The organism is Marinihelvus fidelis, from assembly GCF_008725655.1.
GTDB classification, from domain to species: domain Bacteria; phylum Pseudomonadota; class Gammaproteobacteria; order Xanthomonadales; family SZUA-36; genus Marinihelvus; species Marinihelvus fidelis.
The window spans coordinates 242866-259051 of the sequence record NZ_VYXP01000002.1; the positions used below are offsets into that span (position 1 = coordinate 242866).

Below are 16186 nucleotides of genomic sequence, written 5' to 3' on the forward strand. Positions count from 1 at the left end.
CTATCGGAGGAATATGACAGGATCAGGAAACTGGTTACTCCCTGGGGACCAGGGTCATGATTCCCGATCGTTCAGGCGGCGAATCCTGGCTGCCCGCCTGGTACAGGTTGATGAGCACACGGGCTCCGTCAGCAGACACATCCACCGAGCGAGAGTCGTAGCTGAACCCGTCCCATAATTCTGCATTCCCGCTTACCTCGTCATTCTTGAAGGCGAGCAGTTCAATCCCGGTTCGCTGTGTCCAGAGAAACGCCTGCACGCTCGCCGGCGCGGGCGTGGCCGGAATGAACAGCTCGGTAACGGTACCGACGATCTGGGTGCCGTCGCCGCTGATCGCCACCGGTTCCTGCTCAACGTTATCAATGCCAAGCGCGGGTTCAAGCACGCCGAACCGGCCGTCCGGTGTCCAGAACCAGGCCATCGGCGAGATCAGCCGCGGGTCATCGTTCTCGAGCCGGCTGAAGCCCTCACCAATAACGACGCTGCAGTCGGTGCTACAGCCGCGGGCGATTGACAGCGGAGTGTTATCCGGCGCACGCATGCGCCTGGCACCGGCATCCGACCAATGGACCGCATTAAACCCCGAGTACAGGGCGATCGGGGGTGGTGGCGTGCCTATGGTTGGAAAGGACCGATAGCCCACCGCGACGGCGGCGTCTGTTGCAGCGGCAACGGGTGTGTAACCCAGCGGGTCCGTTACATCGGTGAGCAGCGGTAATGCGCGCTGCCCGTCGACCGGGTCCCATATCCAGGGGTACTCATCCTGCGTGATGCCGCCGGCCCAGGCGTAACCGACCAGGACATTGCCTTCGCGGTCGCCGCCGGAAAGGACGGAGTGGTCGTCGTCGATGCCGTCCAGGTTTTCCCAACCGGAGTCCGCCCACCAGGCAATGGGTTCAAATGGATTCAGCTGATCCGGGTCAGGAACCTCGCTGGCGACCACGCGATCCGCGGATTCATTGCTCAACAACGGGCCGTCATTCCACACGACCTGGCTGTCCAGCGTCACCCATTCCGTGGCACCGGGCGAAAGCATGACCACTTCACCCTGGCCTTCGCCGGTTAAAGCACGCATGCCGATGACTGCGCCGGCATTGGTCAGCCGGCGAACGGAGATGCTCCCGTCTTCCGGCAGTGGAATCTCGGTCCACTGGAAAGTGTACAGGTCATCCAGGCCCGGCCTGTCATAAGGGCACGCCAGGCCGGCCAGGTTGCTCAGGCGTTGCAGGTCCTGGCTGCCGCTGCCAAAGTCAGCCAGGGCCGATTGGTAGTTCATGCCCCCATCGTTGCAGGCCAGGGACATGTCCATCTGGCCCCAGGCGATACGTTCAACTCCAGCCGGGTCAAAGGCCGATCCGAAAAGGCCACCCGTAGTGGTTGTCAGTTCGGGAACGACAATCACGCCGTCCTGCTCGTGGCCCAGTCCCGTCATCCAGACCTGGTTGCCCTGGCCGTCATAACTGAACCAAAACACCAGGGCCTGGTCACGGCTCAGCCACTGCACGGTGAAGCCCTCGCCGTCATGGGCCAGGTCAAACCAGTCGCCGCTCTGGCCAGCGTATACCTGGACCGGCTCGCCGGGAACGCCATTGATGGTTTCGCAATCAACGCCCATTGTGCGAGTCAGGCGGGTCAGGTTGGTGACAGCACTCTCATTAAACGCTGACCAGGCCACGGTACCGGACTGGCAATCGGGGAATCGGAAGGTGGCGCTACCGGCGACTTCCCGCACCACGTCATCGGGGTCGAAATCTTCCCCAAACACGGCACCGCGAGTAACCAGCAACTCCGGCACATCAATGTAATCACCATCGGCGTCGGACAGAACCTGCCCTGTACCGGTGAGCCAGCGCTGACCACCTGATTCGTCGTAGGTATACCAATACACTGAGGCGCGATCATCCTCGAGAATCTCGAGAACCCAGCCCTCACCATCGCGCGCCGGGTCGTACCAGGCAGCGGTATGGCCGGGGGTAATCCCGTTTGATTCAGCCTGCGCTCCCATCGCCGCGCAGACGGCGCAAAGCGCGAAGCCGGACATCCATTTTCCATTCGTCATGGGTCACCACCCTGTTGCATTCCAGTTCAAAATATCAGCTGCGCATGACATTTCAAGCATATTGGACATGCAACAAAGCCTGTTCAAACGGTCGCATCAATGGCCGACGACGGCGCCTAAAGCGTGTCGGTGATACCGGCACGGGCGTCAAATCGGGCCCGTGTCCGGTTGGCCAGCGCCACCAGCGACAGCATCACCGGCACTTCCACCAGCACGCCGACCACCGTGGCCAGCGCCGCGCCGGAGTTCAGCCCAAACAGGCTGATGGCCACGGCCACGGCCAACTCGAAGAAGTTGGACGTGCCGATCAACGCCGCGGGTGCCGCGGTGTTGAACGGCACCCGCCAGGCCCAGGCCCAGCCGTAGGCGATGGCGAAAATGCCGTAGGACTGGATCAGTAGCGGGATGGCGATCAGCACGATCACGCCCGGCTTCGACAGCAGGGTTTCGGCCTGCAGCGCGAACAGCAGCACCACGGTCGCGACCAGCCCCATCACCGACAGCGGCTTGACCTTCGCCGTAAAGGCGGCAACGGCATCGGCCGTGTCCTTACCCGCTCGGCCGGCGTGCTTTTCAAGCCAGGTGCGCGTCGCCCAACCAGCCGCCAGCGGCGTGACCACGTACAGCAGCACCGACAGCAGCAGCGTGTTCCATGGCACCACGACGTCGGCTACGCCCAGCAGCCAGGCGGCAATGGGCGCGAAGGCGAACACCATGATGATGTCATTCACCGACACCTGTACCAGCGTGTAGTTGGCGTCACCCTTCACCAGCTGGCTCCAGACGAACACCATGGCCGTGCACGGCGCCACACCCAGCAGGATCATGCCGGCGATGTACTCGCGCGCCATCGTCGGGTCGACCCAGTCGCGGAACAGCACCTCGAAAAACAATACGCCCAGCGCGGCCATCGTGAACGGCTTGATCAGCCAGTTGACGACCAGTGTGATGCACAGGCCCTTCGGCCGCCGGCCCACCTGCGCCAGCGAGCCGAAATCGACGTTGACCATCATCGGGTAGATCATCAGCCAGATCAGCACGGCGATGACCAGGTTGACGCTGGCGTACTCGAATCCGGCGATCAGCTGGAACACGCCGGGCATGACACTGCCCAGCACCACGCCCAGGATCATCGCCAGGCCCACCCAGACGGTCAGGTAACGCTCAAAAATGCCCATGGTGGTCTCGCCTCAGAGCAGCTCGGTTTCGACGCGCTCGCGCAGCATGCCAAAAGCCTGGTCGAAAGCGGCCTCGATCTCGGCCTCCGTGCCTTCCACGTGCGACGGATCCGGGGTGCTCCAGTGCTTGCGCTCGAACTGGCCCGGGAACAGCGGGCAGGTCTCGGCCGCGGCCGAATCACAGACCGTGATCACGTAGTCGAACGGCTGGTCGGCGTACTCGTTCCACGACTGGCTGACCGGCTCGCCCGGGTCGAAGCCATGGCGGCGGATGGTCTCGATGGCGCCCGGGTTGGTGCGGCCCAACGGGCGGCTGCCGGCACTGAAGGCCTGGTAGCGACCCTTGCCCAGGTTGTTGATCAGCGCTTCGGCCATCACGGAACGGCAGGAATTGCCGGTGCACACCACCAGCACGCGGCGCGGTGAATCAGTCATGTCATGTCTCTCCGGTTATCGAATCATGAAGGGGATTGCAGTCGGTCAAGCAGTGGCCCGCACACTTCCGGCGCGCCCTGGCAACAGTCTTCGAGCAGGTAGTCCAGCATCCGCCGGACACCCTGGAAATCGGCCTGGTAGAACACGTTGCGCCCTTCCCTGCGTGAACTCACCAGCCCCGCGTTGGCGAGGATCGACAGGTGGGTGGACAGGGTGTTGGCGGGCACGCCCAGCTCGCGAGCCAGGTCGCCCGAAGGCAGGCCCTCGGGGCCGGCCTGGACCAGTCGCCGAAAGGCCGCCAGCCGGCTGTCCTGGGCCAGCGCCGAGAATGCGCGTGTGGCTTCATTTATTTCCATATTTCCAGAATAATGGAAATATTAACGCCAGGCAACAGGTACGGGCCGCCTCGCCCGCTTCAGTCAGTGAGTCTGTTCAGGATCCGGCGGTGGACGGGTACTGGTCCGCCGCGGTTTCGACGCGGGCGAACACCGTGGTCGTGCCGTCGGCCATCAGCAGTTGCACATCGTAGGGCATGAACCGGTCGCCCACCTCCATGCCAGGGCTGCCGACGGGCATGGCCGGCACGGCCAGGCCGATCGCATTGGCCGGCGGGTCGGCGAGGAACTGCAGGATAAAGCGCGCGGGCACGTGACCCTCGAACACGTAGCCCGACGGTGTAACGCCGGTGTGGCAGGAACGGCTGCGGGCCGGGATACCCTTGTCGTCCTTCAGCGCCAGCAGGTCCGCCGGGTGCTCCGTGGTGGCCGTGAACCCGGCGGCCTCCACGTGATCCACCCACTTGACGCAGCAGCCACAGGTGGGGCTCTTGTACACCACCATGGTGTTAGCGGCTTCGGTGCTGGCTTCACTGGCCAGGCCGGTTGATGCCACAAGGACGGACGCGGCGACCAGGGCCAGTGAGCAGGCAAACAACCGGCGTTTCAGTACGTTCATATCAAGCCTCTTCAACAATCACGGATTCAACGTAAACGATCTCGCAGGCGCCGTCGCCCAGGTCATCCCGGCTCAGTGATGTGCGCCAGCGAAAGCCATTCTCATGGTCGACATCGACGAGGTAACCCTTCAGCGTGACCACCTGGCCGGGCCGGACACCCTTCAGCGCCTTTGCCTCGTAGCTTGTGGCAGGCACCATGTGCATATTGCCGCTATGCCCCATCAAGACATCTGCCGCCAGCGGGGGTTCCCGCTCCCAGCGCAGGTAGTACCAGCGACCGGACTGCGAGACCTTGATCCCGTCCAGCACCGCACTGTCGGACATCGGCCCCCAGCCCAGCGCCAGGTCGACCGGTGACAGGTCGGCGCCCTGCCCCAGGCGGTAGCGCTCCTTGCCCAGCACCCGCGCGCGGATTTCGAAGCGGGCGCGGCGCGTGAGGATATAGTCGTCCACGGCGAACACGCTGCCACCGGCCGCCTGCTGCACGGGAATGGCCGGCGCCAGTACGCCGGGGGGATGTTCGATGGGCCGGTGGTCCCAGCGCCAGGCCAGCATCAGCGCCAGCGCGGCCAGCGCCACCCAGAACAGCCGCTGGTGGCTCACCCTGCCCCGTCCGCGTACGCCTGCGTCAGCCAGGCTCGCGCGCGTCCGCCGGGCGCCGTCCCGGTCAGCTCATCGGCAAGGCGCGATGCCGCCAGCAACCCGGCCATGTCGATGCCGGTATCCAGGCCCAGGCGCTGCAGCAGCATGACCACGTCCTCGGTGGCCACGTTGCCAGTCGCACCGGGGGCAAAGGGACAGCCCCCCAGGCCGGCGATCGAGGCGTCGAAGTAGCGCACACCGGCCTGGGCCGCGGCGTAGACATTGGCCAGGCCCAGCGCCCGGGTGTCGTGGAAGTGGCACCCCAGGCGATCCGCGCCGTGTCGCCCGACCATGTCGCCCATCATCGCGCTGACCGCGTCCGGCGCGGCAGCGCCGATGGTATCGGCGACGACGAACCGCTCGGCACCCAGTGCCAGCATTCGATCGGCGGCATCATGAACCACGGCGGCCGGCACCGCGCCTTCGAATGGACACTCGAACGACACCGAGATCGTCGTCAGCACTCGGACGCCATCCTCGCGCGCCCTTGCCAGGATATCCGCCGTCGCCGCGTCGACCTCGGCACGATCACGCCCGACATTGGCCCGCGCCATGCCGTCGGTGGCGTAGACCACCATGACCATGACCCGCGCGCCGGCCGCCAGCGCCAGCTCGTAGCCCTTCATGTTGGGAACCAGCACTGACAGGGTCGCGTCGGTGCCGGCGAGTTCGGCAACGATCTCGGCCGCACCGGCCATGGCTGGCACTGCCTTTGGCGAGACGAAGGCCGCGGTCTCGACATGGTCCATGCCCGCGTGCAGAAGCGCCCGGACCAGCCGGACCCGGTCCGCCGGCGCCAGGTGGCGAGCCTGGTTCTGCAGGCCGTCCCTGGGGCCGACATCGTTAACGATGACCCGGTCATTCATGGCGTGTACTCCGGAATTTTTGCGATGCGACACTGCGGCCTATTTTAGGGCAGCCGGTCACCGTGGGTCAGCCACGCCGCCGCGCCGCCAGCGCGATGGCCAGGGCAATAAAGAATGGCGCCAGCCGCTCCAGCGCGTCACCCGGCGCATTGGGCAGCAGGTAAAACGCCACCGAGAAGCCGAAGCCGGCCAGCATGGACGCCAGCACACCACCCGGGCGCAAGGGCCAGCCCGCCAGGCGCAGGAACACCACGGGCCCGAAGGCCGCGCCCAGGGCATTCCATGCGAACAGCACGCGGCTGAAAATCTTCTCTGGGAGGTATAACGCCACCAGCACGGCGGCAACGACAATGACAACAATCGCCAGGCGTGACCGCATCAACGCGCGCCCGGCCTTACCCCGTGACGGATCCAGGTCGTGAGCGACCGCGGATGCCGCCACTAGCAACTGGCTGTCGGCCGTCGACATGATGGCCGACAGCACGGCCGCCAGCAGCACGGCCGCGACCACCGGCGGAAACAACTCCGCGGTCAGGGTAAAGAATACGGTCTCCGGGTTGGTCGCGTCCGCCACCAGCACCCGCCCGGCCAGGCCCAGCACACACATGCCGGTGAACACGATGGCATACCAGGCGATGGTGATGGCGCGCGCCTGGCGCAACGCCCGCGCGTCTCGCAGCGCCATGAAGCGAACCAGCAAGTGTGGCTGGCCATAGGTCCCGAAACCGATGCCGAGGGCGCCACCGATCACCAGCAGGGCCGTGATCCCACGCGCGCCGCCCGTCCATGACAGGTACTCCGGCGGCTGCTGTTGCAACGCCTGGACCAGTCCCGCCGGCCCGCCCACGGCCACCAGGGCCGCAACCGGCAGGACGATGGCCGTCACCGCCATCAGCAGTCCCTGGACCGTATCGGTCACGCTGACCGCCCAGAACCCGCCCAGCAGCGTGTACACCATGATGATCACCGCGCCCAGCAACACCGCGGTCTGCGGGCGCATGTCGAAGGTACTGGCAAAGGTATTGCCGGCACCCTGGAACTGGGCGGCGACATAGAACACGAAGGTCAGCAGGATGATCAGCGACGCGGCGATGACAATGGCCGCGCGTGGCCGGCCGGTTGCGTTGCCGGCCAGGAACTCGGTGACCGTCAGTTGCCGGCGCTCATGGCTGTGCAGGCGCAGGCGAGGACCAATCCAGAACCACGCCACCAGCATGCCCGAGCAAGACCCCATGGCGACCCAGATCACGCTGGGCCCCATAACCCAGGCGGCACCGCTTAGGCCCAGCAGCGTCCAGGCCGAGGAGGCGCTGGCGGCATAGCTGATGGCGGCCACCCAGGGGCCCAGCTGGCGGCCGCCCAGGAAGAAGTCTTCGTTGTCGGATGTGCGCCGGCTGGCCCACAGGCCAATCGCCACCAGGCCTGCGAAGTACAGGACCAGGGTGGCAATGACAATATTCGCGTGTTCCATTCCGTCGACCGGTCGAATTGTGGACCGGCCGACAGCCGGGCATTAACGCCTGGAGCTAGTTGAGAATGAAGGTGACTTTCAGGAGCACCCGGTACTCGGTGATCTCGCCGTCCTCGACGGTGACATCCTGGCCGGCAACCCAGGCGCCCTTGACCTTGTCGAGCGTCGCGTTGGCGCGAGCCACGCCCTGCTTGATGGCGTCGTCGAAGCTGACCGTGGATGCGGCCTTGATTTCAGTGATCTTGGCAATGGACATCGTGCAATCTCCCCCCGCTATCGCGGTTGACTGAACGTGTGAATGGCCCGGATGTCAGTCTTCGAGATCCGGGATCTTGAGTTCCTGGCCCGGGTGAATGCGATCCGGGTCGTCCAGGATGTCGCGGTTGGCCTCGAAGATGGCCGTGTACCGCGCACCGCTGCCATACATGGCCTCGGCAATTTTCCACAGGCTGTCACCGGCCTGCACGGTGTAGGTCCGGCCGGTGGCGGCATCGGCGGTGTCCGCCGGGGCCTCCATGCCAGCGGGTGCGGCATCGGCGCTGACCGGCTCGGCTTCGGGAGACGCCACATCGGCAACCGAAGTCACGGGTGGCTCGGGGGCCGGCGCCTCGGGGACCGGGTCGGGCGCGGGCGGCGCGCCCACGACCAGCTTGTTCTCGACACCGCTGACCTGGGGAATGCCGTCCAGCAGCTCGACGATGCGGTCGGCATCGGCCTGGCTGGCCACGTGACCGCTGACCGCCAGGCTACCATCACCGCGAATGTCGAAATCGAGTCCTGAAGGATCGATACCCGCTTCGCGCAGGACCATGGAAGGCCCCTTGACCGTTTCCGGTTCGGCGGCGCCGCCACCCAGTGCCTTTTTCAACGAATCAAATAAACCCATGGACACCCTCCTTGTTTCTCGATTGGTTTTTAAATCGGAATTCAGTGTACCGCTTTTACCGGAACTTACCCAAGAAACGACTTGGCGGCATTCAGCAGGCTGCCGATATCGCCGCCCTGGCCGCCGGCAAACTCGTCCTTCAATGCACCACCCTGGCTGGCCTTGTCCATGATCTGCGGCAGCACCTGGGACAGCGTGCCGGCCAGGTCCTGCTCACCGGCGCCCAGGGCCCCAGCCAACTGCGACAGCTGCGCCTTGCCAAACAGGTCTTCGATGCCGGTCGCCGATATCGATGCGTTGTCGCCGTCACCCAGCCAAGATTCCAGCACGCTGCCGAAACTGCCGCTGTTGGCCATCTGCGCGGCCACCTTCGACAGGTCGAGACCGCCCTTGCCATCACCCATTACGCCCGAAAGCGCCGCCTGCACGGTGGCAGGGTCGATATCCACGCCCAGTTTCTCGGCGATCATTTGTGCGCCCATTTCCATTAGGTCCATGTGACTTCTCCTTTTAGTGGGTGAGGAGGGAGGAGGGAGGAGGGAGGAGTAAGAGCACCTTTTGGTGCGCACTTCCGAAAACCAGGCGCGAGTCACGCGCTTCCCTCTCTCCTCTCTCCTACCTCCTCACTCCTCACTCCTCACTACTCCCCATAGGGGACCCAGATATTCTTGATCTCCACCGCGTGGCGCAGGAACTCCTCGCCCTGCCCCTGCTCGGCGTCGAACCAGTCGTGGTAGCGGCCGTGGTTGACCCAGGTGCGTTTCATCGACTCGGCCGCGGCTTTTTCGACGAAGGCGCTGCCCTCGGCGTCGCCCCAGTACCACAGGCCCTCGAGGCCCAGGTGCGTGGCCAGCTCGCGGGCCAGCGGCTCGCGTTCGCCGGTGACGATGTTGAGGGCGCCACCTGGCAGGTCGGACGTGTCCAGTACCTGGTACAGGGACGTGGCCAGGGGTGAATAGCGCAGCGATGGCACCAGCACGACCCGGTTGCCCATGGCCAGCGCCGGCATCACCGTCGAGACCAGGCCCACCAGGCCCGCCTCTTCCGGCGCCACCACGCCCAGCACGCCCAGCGGCTCGCGCATCGCCAGCGTGACGTTGCGCGCCGGCGTGGCGTGAACGCGGCCATCGTACTTGTCGGTCATTGCAGCGTAATGAAAGACGCGCCGGACACAGGTTTCGAGCTCGCCCCGGGCAGCATCCGCATCATGGCCCGACAGGCGCGCAAGCAGGCCCGTGAATTCATCGCCCCGGGCCGCCAGGTTTTCGGCGATGTAATACAGCACCTGTGCGCGGTTGTGAGCGGTGGTGGTCGACCAGCCAGGCGACTTGGCCGCCGCCTCGACGGCGTTGCGGATGTCCTTGCGGTTGCCGGCCGGAATCTCCGCCACGAACTGGCCCGCTGCATCGTGCACGGGCAGCGAGTAGCCGCCATCGGGCCGCTGCTGCCGGCCGCCGATATAGAGCTTGGCGGTGCGGTCGATGTCCATCGGCCCGCCCTGTGACGGCGGCACCGGGTCAGCCGGCTCCACCACCGGGTAGACCGGTGTATTCGACAGCGCCGTCTCCCAGTCCGCGCGCACGTATTCGTACAGGCCTTCCTTGCCGCCCTCGCGGCCGAAGCCGGATTCGCGATAGCCACCGAACCCGGCCGCGGCATCGAACTGGTTGGTGCAGTTCACCCATACCGTGCCGGCCTTCAGTTTGGGCGCCACGTCCAGGGCCAGGTTGATGTTCTCGGTCCAGACGCTGGCCGCCAGGCCGTAGCGGCTGTTGTTGGCCAGTTCCACGGCCTCGGCCGGCGTACGGAAGCTCATGCTGACCAGCACCGGGCCAAAAATCTCTTCCTGCGCCAGCGTCGCCGCGGGCTCGACGCCGGTCAACAGCGTCGGCGGGTAAAAACAGCCCTCGGCCGGCATGTCCAGCTCCGGCTGCCAGACCTCGGCGCCCTCTTCGCGGCCCAGCGCTACCAGCTCGCTGATGCGCTCATGCTGCACCGGGTCGACCACGGCGCCGATATCAATGCTCTTGTCGAGCGAGTCGCCGATCACCAGCTTGGCCATGCGCGCGCGGACCTTCTCCAGCAGCGCCGGCGCCACGGACTCCTGCACCAGCATGCGCGAGCCGGCGCAGCAGACCTGCCCCTGGTTAAACCAGATGGCGTCGACCAGCCCCTCGACGACGCTGTCCAGGTCGGCGTCTTCGTAAACGATAAAGGGCGACTTGCCACCCAGTTCCAGTGTGAGTTTTTTACCCGTGCCGGCGGTGGCGCGCCGCAGCAGGCGGCCGACCTCTGTGGAGCCGGTAAAGGCGATTTTGTCGACGTCATCGTGTTCCACCAGCGCCTGGCCGGCCTTGTGGTCCCCCAGGACCACGTTCAGTACGCCCGGTGGCAGCCCCACGTCACGACACAGCTCCGCCAGCAGGGCGGCGGTCAGCGGCGTGTACTCGGCCGGCTTCAGCACCACGGTATTACCCATGGCCAGCGCCGGCGCGATCTTCCATGCCGCCATCAGCAGCGGGAAGTTCCACGGAATGATCTGGCCGACCACGCCCACCGCCTGGTAGCCCGCCATTTCGGTGTCCATCAGCTGCGCCCAGCCGGCATGGTGATAGAAATGCCGCGCGACCAGCGGGATGTCGATATCACGCGTCTCGCGGATCGGCTTGCCGTTGTCCAGCGCCTCCAGCACCGCCAGCAGCCGCGAGTGCTTCTGCACCTTGCGGGCGATGGCGTACAGGTAGCGGGCACGCTCGAAGCCGTCCAGCGCGGCCCAGGCCGGCTGCGCCGCGCGGGCCGCCGCCACCGCGGCGTCGACATCGGCGGCGTCACCATCGGCGACATCGGCCAGGTCCACGGCACGGGCCGGCGACCGGGTCTTGAAATACTCGCCGGTGGCGGGCGCCCGCCACTCGCCGTTGATGAAGTGTTCCAGGCGGCTGTCACGCGCGGCCAGCCAGGCCTCCGCCTCGGCCGTCGACTCCGGCGCATGGCCGTAGTCCATGGTTTCAAAAATGTCCTTGACGCTCATACGGGCCTCAGCTCATGGGGTGGCGGTGGGCGGCGGAATAGGCGCCGGTCAGGTGGTGCTCCAGCTGCCGCTCGATATCGCCCAGCAGGCTGCTGGCGCCAAAGCGGAACAGGTGCGGGTCCAGCCAGTCGCGGCCCAGTTCCTCGCGGATCAGCACCAGGTAGGCCAGCGCGTCCTTGGCCGTGCTGATGCCGCCGGCCGGCTTGTAACCCACCTTGTAGCCGGTCAGGCGGTGGTAGTCGCGAATCGCGCGGGTCATGACCAGGCTGAACGGCAGCGTGGCGTTGACCGACTCCTTGCCGGTACTGGTCTTGATGAAGTCGGCGCCGGCCTGCATGCACACCCAGCTGGCCCGGGCGACGTTGGTCAGCGTGGCCAGTTCGCCGGTGGCCAGGATGGCCTTCACGTGCGCGTCGCCGCAGGCCTCGCGGTAGGCGCGCATTTCCTCGTACAGGCCGCGCCAGTCGCCGGTCAGCACCTTGGCACGGGAAATGACGATGTCGATTTCCTTCGCGCCGGCCTTTACCGAGGCCTCGATTTCCGCCAGCTTCAGCTCCAGCGGGATCTGCCCGGCGGGAAAGCCGGTCGACACGGCGGCCACGGGAATGCCCGAGCCGGCCAGCGTGTCGACGGCCGTTTCAATGAAGTTGTGGTAGACGCAGACGGCGCCGACGGTCAGGTTCAGGCCTGAAACCCCCAGGCCTTCCAGGATATCGGCGCGCACCGGCCGCATGGCCTTGTGACAGAGCCGCCGCACCTTGCCGGGGGTGTCATCGCCGGCCAGCGTGGTCAGGTCGATGCAGCTGATCGCTTTCAGCAGCCAGGCCGCCTGGTGGTCTTTCTTCACGGAACGCCTGGCGGGCAGTGTCGCCGCGCGGCGCTCCACGGCGCTGCGGTTGATCCGCAGGCGATCGAAGCAGGCCGGGTCGAACCCCATGCCGGGGTTCCGCTCCAGGCCTTGGTCCGGCGCCGGGTCGGACGCGCGGATGGAAAAGACGTTGGTCACTTGAAACCTCCCTCCCCTGGGACAGGAGAGTATATCAGCGCGCCGTGTGGCAGACTTGGCGCATGAAAGTGTTCGCCGAGCTGGTCCGTCGCAACATCTTCCGCGTCGCGTTGCTTTACGTGGCCTCGGCCTGGCTTGTTCTTGAGATTCTGTCGCTCGGCGTCGACTACGCTGGCCTGCCCAGCTGGATCTACCGCTTTGCGGTGGCGCTGGGTATTATCTGCTTCCCGCTGGCCATGGTGTTTTCCTGGCTGTTCGAGATCACGCCAGAGGGCCTGGTGCGGGAAACCAAGGTGGAACCGTCGCGCTCGATCACGGTGCGCACCGGTCGCAAGCTGCTACGGCTGGCGATTCTCTGCGTCCTGGGCGTCGCCGGCCTCAACCTGCTGCGCTTCGGGCTCGACGCCTGGATCGGCTGAACCGGCTGAATCGTCCTCCACGGCCAGTGCCGCACCACCGCCACGCCGGGCGCGAAAGAACCCACGCAACAACGCCGCGCTCTCGTCCTCCAGCAATCCGCCTTCGACGATGAGTTGGTGGTTGTGTTGCGGGTGTGGCAACAGGTCAAACGCGCCACCGGCCGCCCCGGTCTTGGGGTCGGGGGCGGCGAACACCACACGGGCCACCCGCGCGTGGACGATGGCTCCGGCGCACATGCAGCAGGGCTCCAGCGTGACGTACAGCTCGCAGCCCGGCAGTCGGTAGTTGCCCAGGGCCCGCCCTGCTTCGCGCATGGCCATGATCTCGGCATGCGCGCTGGGGTCGTTCAGGCCGATGGTGCGGTTCCAGCCACGGCCGACGACCTCGCCGTCCTGCACCACCACGGCGCCCACGGGGACCTCGCCCTCGGACTCGGCAAGGCGCGCCAACGCCATGGCCTCGCGCATCCACTGCTCGTCGCCTGGCGTCATGACGGCTTTACCGCTGCCCGGAAATCAGTCGTTTGAAGCCCCGCAGCGGCCGCGTCACTCTCCACGACGTCGATGATTCGAGCTCACGCACCCGCATCGCCAGCCGTGCCGCTTCGGCCTCACGCCGGCCCAGGGCCGCCTCCAGCGCCTCCAGGCGCTGCTCGGCCGAGCGCTCGGCATCGTCTTCGGTCGCGACCGGCTCGCCGGTTTCCGGCGCCACGCCCGGCGGTGCCTGTATGCCGCGTGATTCCTTCAGCGCGTTCAGCTCGGTGTTGATGCGCTTGATGTCTTCGTACAACCGCGTCAGGTGCTGGTCGCGGCTGGCGATCAGGTTGCGCACGTGCTGCAGCTGCTCACCATCCAGGGTGATGCCCGGCTGCCAGCTCTCCGGCAGGTGCTGCTCCACGTAGATGGTGGAATGTTCGGGCCCCAGTTCTTCCGCCGGACGGGTTTCCGTGTAGTAGTACAGCGCGAAACTCTTGCGCGACAGCCCGCGCTTGTCTTCCGGCAGTTCGATGCGCGGAAAGCCATGCCACGACGTCTCGGTGGTCTCGAAAATCACGCAGCGGTTGAACAGCGGCGTGATGGTGACGATCTCGTCCTGCGACGGCGGCAGGTGCGGGTCGCGGTGCAACTGGATCGAACCACCCCACTCGTCCTGCCATTCCTCGGTCAGGTAGAAGATCATGTTCAGGCGACGGTGCTGGCGCGTCTTCGGGTGGAAGTTGAAATCCACGTGCGCGTCCAGCCCCTGGCCATGCAGGTTCTCGTGCGTGCCACCGCCAAAGTAGTATGGGTCGTACTGCAGGTCCGGGATGCCGGTCAGCTGGCTGACCAGGTCGCGGAACTCGCGGCTGCTCACCAGCTGGTCCAGGCGCTGGTAGACCGGGCCCAGGCCGGTCACTTTCTCGTTGACCGCCTTGCCGCCCACCTGGCCGTTCTCGTTCATGGCCAGCTTTTCGTCGAAAGCCGGGAAGGCGGCCAGCAGTTCCGTGGCCACCTCGGGGCGGAAAAAGCCATCGACGGCCACGTGCCGGAACGGGCTGGCCGTTCGAAACGCCTGGCCGAGCGCGTCGGCGCGTTCCAGCACCTCGGCGGAAACCATCTCCGGCACCGCCACGGGCGCCGCACCTGATGCTGTGTGATCCTGGCCCATGCTGTTGACCTTTACTCCCACTCGATGGTCGCGGGCGGCTTGCCCGAGATATCATAAACCACACGAGATATACCATCTATCTCATTGATAATACGTAATGATACTTTTTCAAGGAATTCGTAAGGCAGGTGCGCCCAGCGCGCCGTCATGAAGTCGATGGTCTCCACTGCTCGCAAAGCAACCACCCACTCATAGCGCCGCGCGTCGCCCACCACACCAACGGACTTGACCGGCAGGAACACGGCAAATGCCTGCGATGTGGTGTCGTAATGACCATCGCGTCGCAGTTCCTCGATAAAGATATGGTCGGCCCGTTGCAGCGGCTCGACGTATTCCGGCTTGACCTCGCCCAGGATACGCACACCCAGGCCCGGGCCTGGGAACGGGTGGCGATAGACCATCTCGGCCGGCAGGCCCAGTTCCACGCCCAGCTTGCGGACCTCGTCCTTGAACAGCTCGCGCAGCGGCTCCACCAGTGCCATGTCCATGCGCTCGGGCAAGCCGCCCACGTTGTGGTGTGACTTGATCACGTGGGCCTTGCCGGTACGGGCACCGGCCGACTCGATGACATCCGGGTAAATGGTCCCCTGGGCCAGCCACTTCGCGCCGCCAGCGGCCTTGGCCTGCTCCTCGAAAATCTCGATGAACAGGTTGCCGATGATCTTGCGCTTGGCTTCCGGGTCGTCCTCGCCGGCCAGGCGGGACAGGAAACGCTCACCGGCGTTGACGCGGATGACGTTGACGCCCATGTGCTGCGCGAACGTGGCCATCACCTGGTCGCCCTCGCCCAGGCGCAGCAGGCCGGTGTCGACAAAGATACAAGTCAGCTTTTCGCCGATGGCCTTGTGCAGCAGTGCGGCCACCACGCTGGAATCGACGCCACCTGACAGGCCCAGCAGTACCGTGTCATCGCCCACCTGCTCGCGCACCCGGGCCACGGAGTCGTCGATGATGTTGGCGGCGTTCCACAGCTTTTCGCAGCCGCAGATGTCGGCGACAAAACGCTCCAGCAGGCGTGCGCCCTGCGGCGTGTGCGTCACTTCCGGGTGGAACTGCAGGCCGTACCACTGGCGGTCCTCGTCGGCCATGATGGTGATGGGCGCGGAGCTGGTCTGGCCCACGGCGCTGAAGCCGTCGGGCAGCTCGGTGACCTTGTCGCCATGGCTCATCCACACGTCCAGCATCGCCACGCCGTCGGTACCCACGTGGTCCTCGATGCCGTCGGTCAGCGCGCACGCACCCGCCAGGCGTACCTGGGCGTAGCCGAACTCCTTCTCGTCAGACGTCGAGACGCGGCCGCCCAGTTGCATGGCCATGGTCTGCAGGCCGTAGCAGATGCCCAACAACGGCACCCCCAACTCGAACACCACGCCGGGCGCCTTCGGGCCGTCCAGGGCGGTGGTGGATTCGGGGCCGCCGGACAGCACGATGCCTTTCGGCGCGAAGGCGCGGATCTCGTCCTCGGGCATGTCCCAGGGGAAGATCTCGCAGTAGACGCCGATCTCGCGCACACGGCGCGCGATCAACTGCGTGTACTGGGATCCGAAATCGAGAATCAGGACCCGGTCCTGGTGAATATCCTGGCGCATG

At 65.8% G+C, this 16186-nt stretch carries 17 protein-coding genes; 1 reads left to right on the plus strand and 16 read right to left on the minus strand.

Annotation, left to right across the window (positions count from 1 at the left end):
• Positions 1 to 34: 34 nt before the first annotated feature.
• The 13 genes from F3N42_RS02465 to deoC all read right to left on the minus strand — a co-directional run bounded on the left by F3N42_RS02465 (position 35) and on the right by deoC (position 12529).
• Positions 35 to 2059 carry a hypothetical protein gene (locus F3N42_RS02465; RefSeq protein WP_150862798.1) on the minus strand — a complete coding sequence of 675 codons (2025 nt, stop codon included), beginning with the start codon at positions 2057 to 2059 and terminating at the stop codon, positions 35 to 37.
• A 116-nt stretch (positions 2060 to 2175) separates the two neighbouring features.
• Positions 2176 to 3237, minus strand: coding sequence for an ACR3 family arsenite efflux transporter (gene arsB, locus F3N42_RS02470; RefSeq protein ID WP_150862799.1), 1062 nt, complete (start codon positions 3235 to 3237; stop codon positions 2176 to 2178).
• 12 nt (positions 3238 to 3249) lie between these two features.
• Entirely contained in the window at positions 3250 to 3672 is a 423-nt protein-coding gene (locus tag F3N42_RS02475) for an arsenate reductase ArsC (protein ID WP_150862800.1), read from the minus strand.
• Between the two features lie 23 nt (positions 3673 to 3695).
• The gene (locus tag F3N42_RS02480; RefSeq protein ID WP_150862801.1) at positions 3696 to 4028 is read right to left on the minus strand and encodes an ArsR/SmtB family transcription factor; all 333 of its coding nucleotides are present in this window, start codon (positions 4026 to 4028) and stop codon (positions 3696 to 3698) included.
• A gap of 76 nt (positions 4029 to 4104) precedes the next feature.
• Positions 4105 to 4626, minus strand: a complete 522-nt coding sequence (locus tag F3N42_RS02485) for a DUF411 domain-containing protein (RefSeq protein WP_150862802.1) — start codon at positions 4624 to 4626, stop codon at positions 4105 to 4107.
• Position 4627: 1 nt separating this feature from the next.
• A complete protein-coding gene (locus tag F3N42_RS02490; protein ID WP_150862803.1) occupies positions 4628 to 5230 on the minus strand; it encodes a hypothetical protein in 603 nt (200 codons plus the stop codon).
• Complete coding sequence (locus F3N42_RS02495; RefSeq protein WP_150862804.1) at positions 5227 to 6135, minus strand: hydroxymethylglutaryl-CoA lyase; 909 nt, start codon at positions 6133 to 6135, stop codon at positions 5227 to 5229. The genes F3N42_RS02490 and F3N42_RS02495 overlap by 4 nt, the downstream gene beginning before the upstream one ends.
• A 67-nt stretch (positions 6136 to 6202) precedes the next feature.
• Positions 6203 to 7606: a sodium/proline symporter gene (locus F3N42_RS02500; protein ID WP_150862805.1), complete on the minus strand. Its 1404-nt coding sequence runs from the start codon at positions 7604 to 7606 to the stop codon at positions 6203 to 6205.
• A gap of 55 nt (positions 7607 to 7661) precedes the next feature.
• Positions 7662 to 7862 carry a dodecin family protein gene (locus tag F3N42_RS02505; protein ID WP_150862806.1) on the minus strand — a complete coding sequence of 67 codons (201 nt, stop codon included), beginning with the start codon at positions 7860 to 7862 and terminating at the stop codon, positions 7662 to 7664.
• Positions 7863 to 7916: 54 nt separating this feature from the next.
• Positions 7917 to 8492, minus strand: coding sequence for a LysM peptidoglycan-binding domain-containing protein (locus F3N42_RS15710; RefSeq protein ID WP_224784642.1), 576 nt, complete (start codon positions 8490 to 8492; stop codon positions 7917 to 7919).
• Between the two features lie 65 nt (positions 8493 to 8557).
• Positions 8558 to 8989: a YidB family protein gene (locus F3N42_RS02515; protein ID WP_150862807.1), complete on the minus strand. Its 432-nt coding sequence runs from the start codon at positions 8987 to 8989 to the stop codon at positions 8558 to 8560.
• A gap of 143 nt (positions 8990 to 9132) precedes the next feature.
• On the minus strand, positions 9133 to 11523 hold the full coding sequence (locus F3N42_RS02520; RefSeq protein WP_150862808.1) for an aldehyde dehydrogenase family protein: 2391 nt from the start codon (positions 11521 to 11523) through the stop codon (positions 9133 to 9135).
• Between the two features lie 7 nt (positions 11524 to 11530).
• The gene (gene deoC / locus F3N42_RS02525) at positions 11531 to 12529 is read right to left on the minus strand and encodes a deoxyribose-phosphate aldolase (RefSeq protein ID WP_224784643.1); all 999 of its coding nucleotides are present in this window, start codon (positions 12527 to 12529) and stop codon (positions 11531 to 11533) included.
• 62 nt (positions 12530 to 12591) lie between these two features.
• Here deoC and F3N42_RS02530 point away from each other — a divergent pair, with 62 nt between their 5' ends.
• Entirely contained in the window at positions 12592 to 12948 is a 357-nt protein-coding gene (locus tag F3N42_RS02530) for a hypothetical protein (RefSeq protein ID WP_150862809.1), read from the plus strand.
• Here the strand turns inward: F3N42_RS02530 and tadA are convergent.
• Genes tadA through guaA form a run of 3 tightly spaced genes read right to left on the minus strand, consistent with a single transcriptional unit; the run spans position 12868 to position 16185 of the window.
• The gene (gene tadA, locus F3N42_RS02535) at positions 12868 to 13440 is read right to left on the minus strand and encodes a tRNA adenosine(34) deaminase TadA (RefSeq protein WP_150862810.1); all 573 of its coding nucleotides are present in this window, start codon (positions 13438 to 13440) and stop codon (positions 12868 to 12870) included. The genes F3N42_RS02530 and tadA overlap by 81 nt on opposite strands.
• A 7-nt stretch (positions 13441 to 13447) precedes the next feature.
• Complete coding sequence (locus F3N42_RS02540; RefSeq protein WP_150862811.1) at positions 13448 to 14596, minus strand: 2OG-Fe(II) oxygenase; 1149 nt, start codon at positions 14594 to 14596, stop codon at positions 13448 to 13450.
• Positions 14597 to 14607: 11 nt separating this feature from the next.
• Entirely contained in the window at positions 14608 to 16185 is a 1578-nt protein-coding gene (gene guaA, locus F3N42_RS02545; RefSeq protein ID WP_150862812.1) for a glutamine-hydrolyzing GMP synthase, read from the minus strand.
• Position 16186: the final 1 nt, after the last annotated feature.

Coding starts and splice junctions, on each gene's coding strand:
- F3N42_RS02465 (WP_150862798.1), bottom strand. CDS start 2,059: ATGACGAATGGAAAATGGATGTCCGGCTTCGCGCTTTGCGCCGTCTGC.
- arsB (WP_150862799.1), bottom strand. CDS start 3,237: ATGGGCATTTTTGAGCGTTACCTGACCGTCTGGGTGGGCCTGGCGATG.
- F3N42_RS02475 (WP_150862800.1), bottom strand. CDS start 3,672: ATGACTGATTCACCGCGCCGCGTGCTGGTGGTGTGCACCGGCAATTCC.
- F3N42_RS02480 (WP_150862801.1), bottom strand. CDS start 4,028: ATGGAAATAAATGAAGCCACACGCGCATTCTCGGCGCTGGCCCAGGAC.
- F3N42_RS02485 (WP_150862802.1), bottom strand. CDS start 4,626: ATGAACGTACTGAAACGCCGGTTGTTTGCCTGCTCACTGGCCCTGGTC.
- F3N42_RS02495 (WP_150862804.1), bottom strand. CDS start 6,135: ATGAATGACCGGGTCATCGTTAACGATGTCGGCCCCAGGGACGGCCTG.
- F3N42_RS02500 (WP_150862805.1), bottom strand. CDS start 7,606: ATGGAACACGCGAATATTGTCATTGCCACCCTGGTCCTGTACTTCGCA.
- F3N42_RS02505 (WP_150862806.1), bottom strand. CDS start 7,862: ATGTCCATTGCCAAGATCACTGAAATCAAGGCCGCATCCACGGTCAGC.
- F3N42_RS15710 (WP_224784642.1), bottom strand. CDS start 8,492: ATGGGTTTATTTGATTCGTTGAAAAAGGCACTGGGTGGCGGCGCCGCC.
- F3N42_RS02515 (WP_150862807.1), bottom strand. CDS start 8,989: ATGGACCTAATGGAAATGGGCGCACAAATGATCGCCGAGAAACTGGGC.
- F3N42_RS02520 (WP_150862808.1), bottom strand. CDS start 11,523: ATGAGCGTCAAGGACATTTTTGAAACCATGGACTACGGCCATGCGCCG.
- F3N42_RS02530 (WP_150862809.1), top strand. CDS start 12,592: ATGAAAGTGTTCGCCGAGCTGGTCCGTCGCAACATCTTCCGCGTCGCG.
- tadA (WP_150862810.1), bottom strand. CDS start 13,440: ATGACGCCAGGCGACGAGCAGTGGATGCGCGAGGCCATGGCGTTGGCG.
- F3N42_RS02540 (WP_150862811.1), bottom strand. CDS start 14,596: ATGGGCCAGGATCACACAGCATCAGGTGCGGCGCCCGTGGCGGTGCCG.
- guaA (WP_150862812.1), bottom strand. CDS start 16,185: ATGCGCCAGGATATTCACCAGGACCGGGTCCTGATTCTCGATTTCGGA.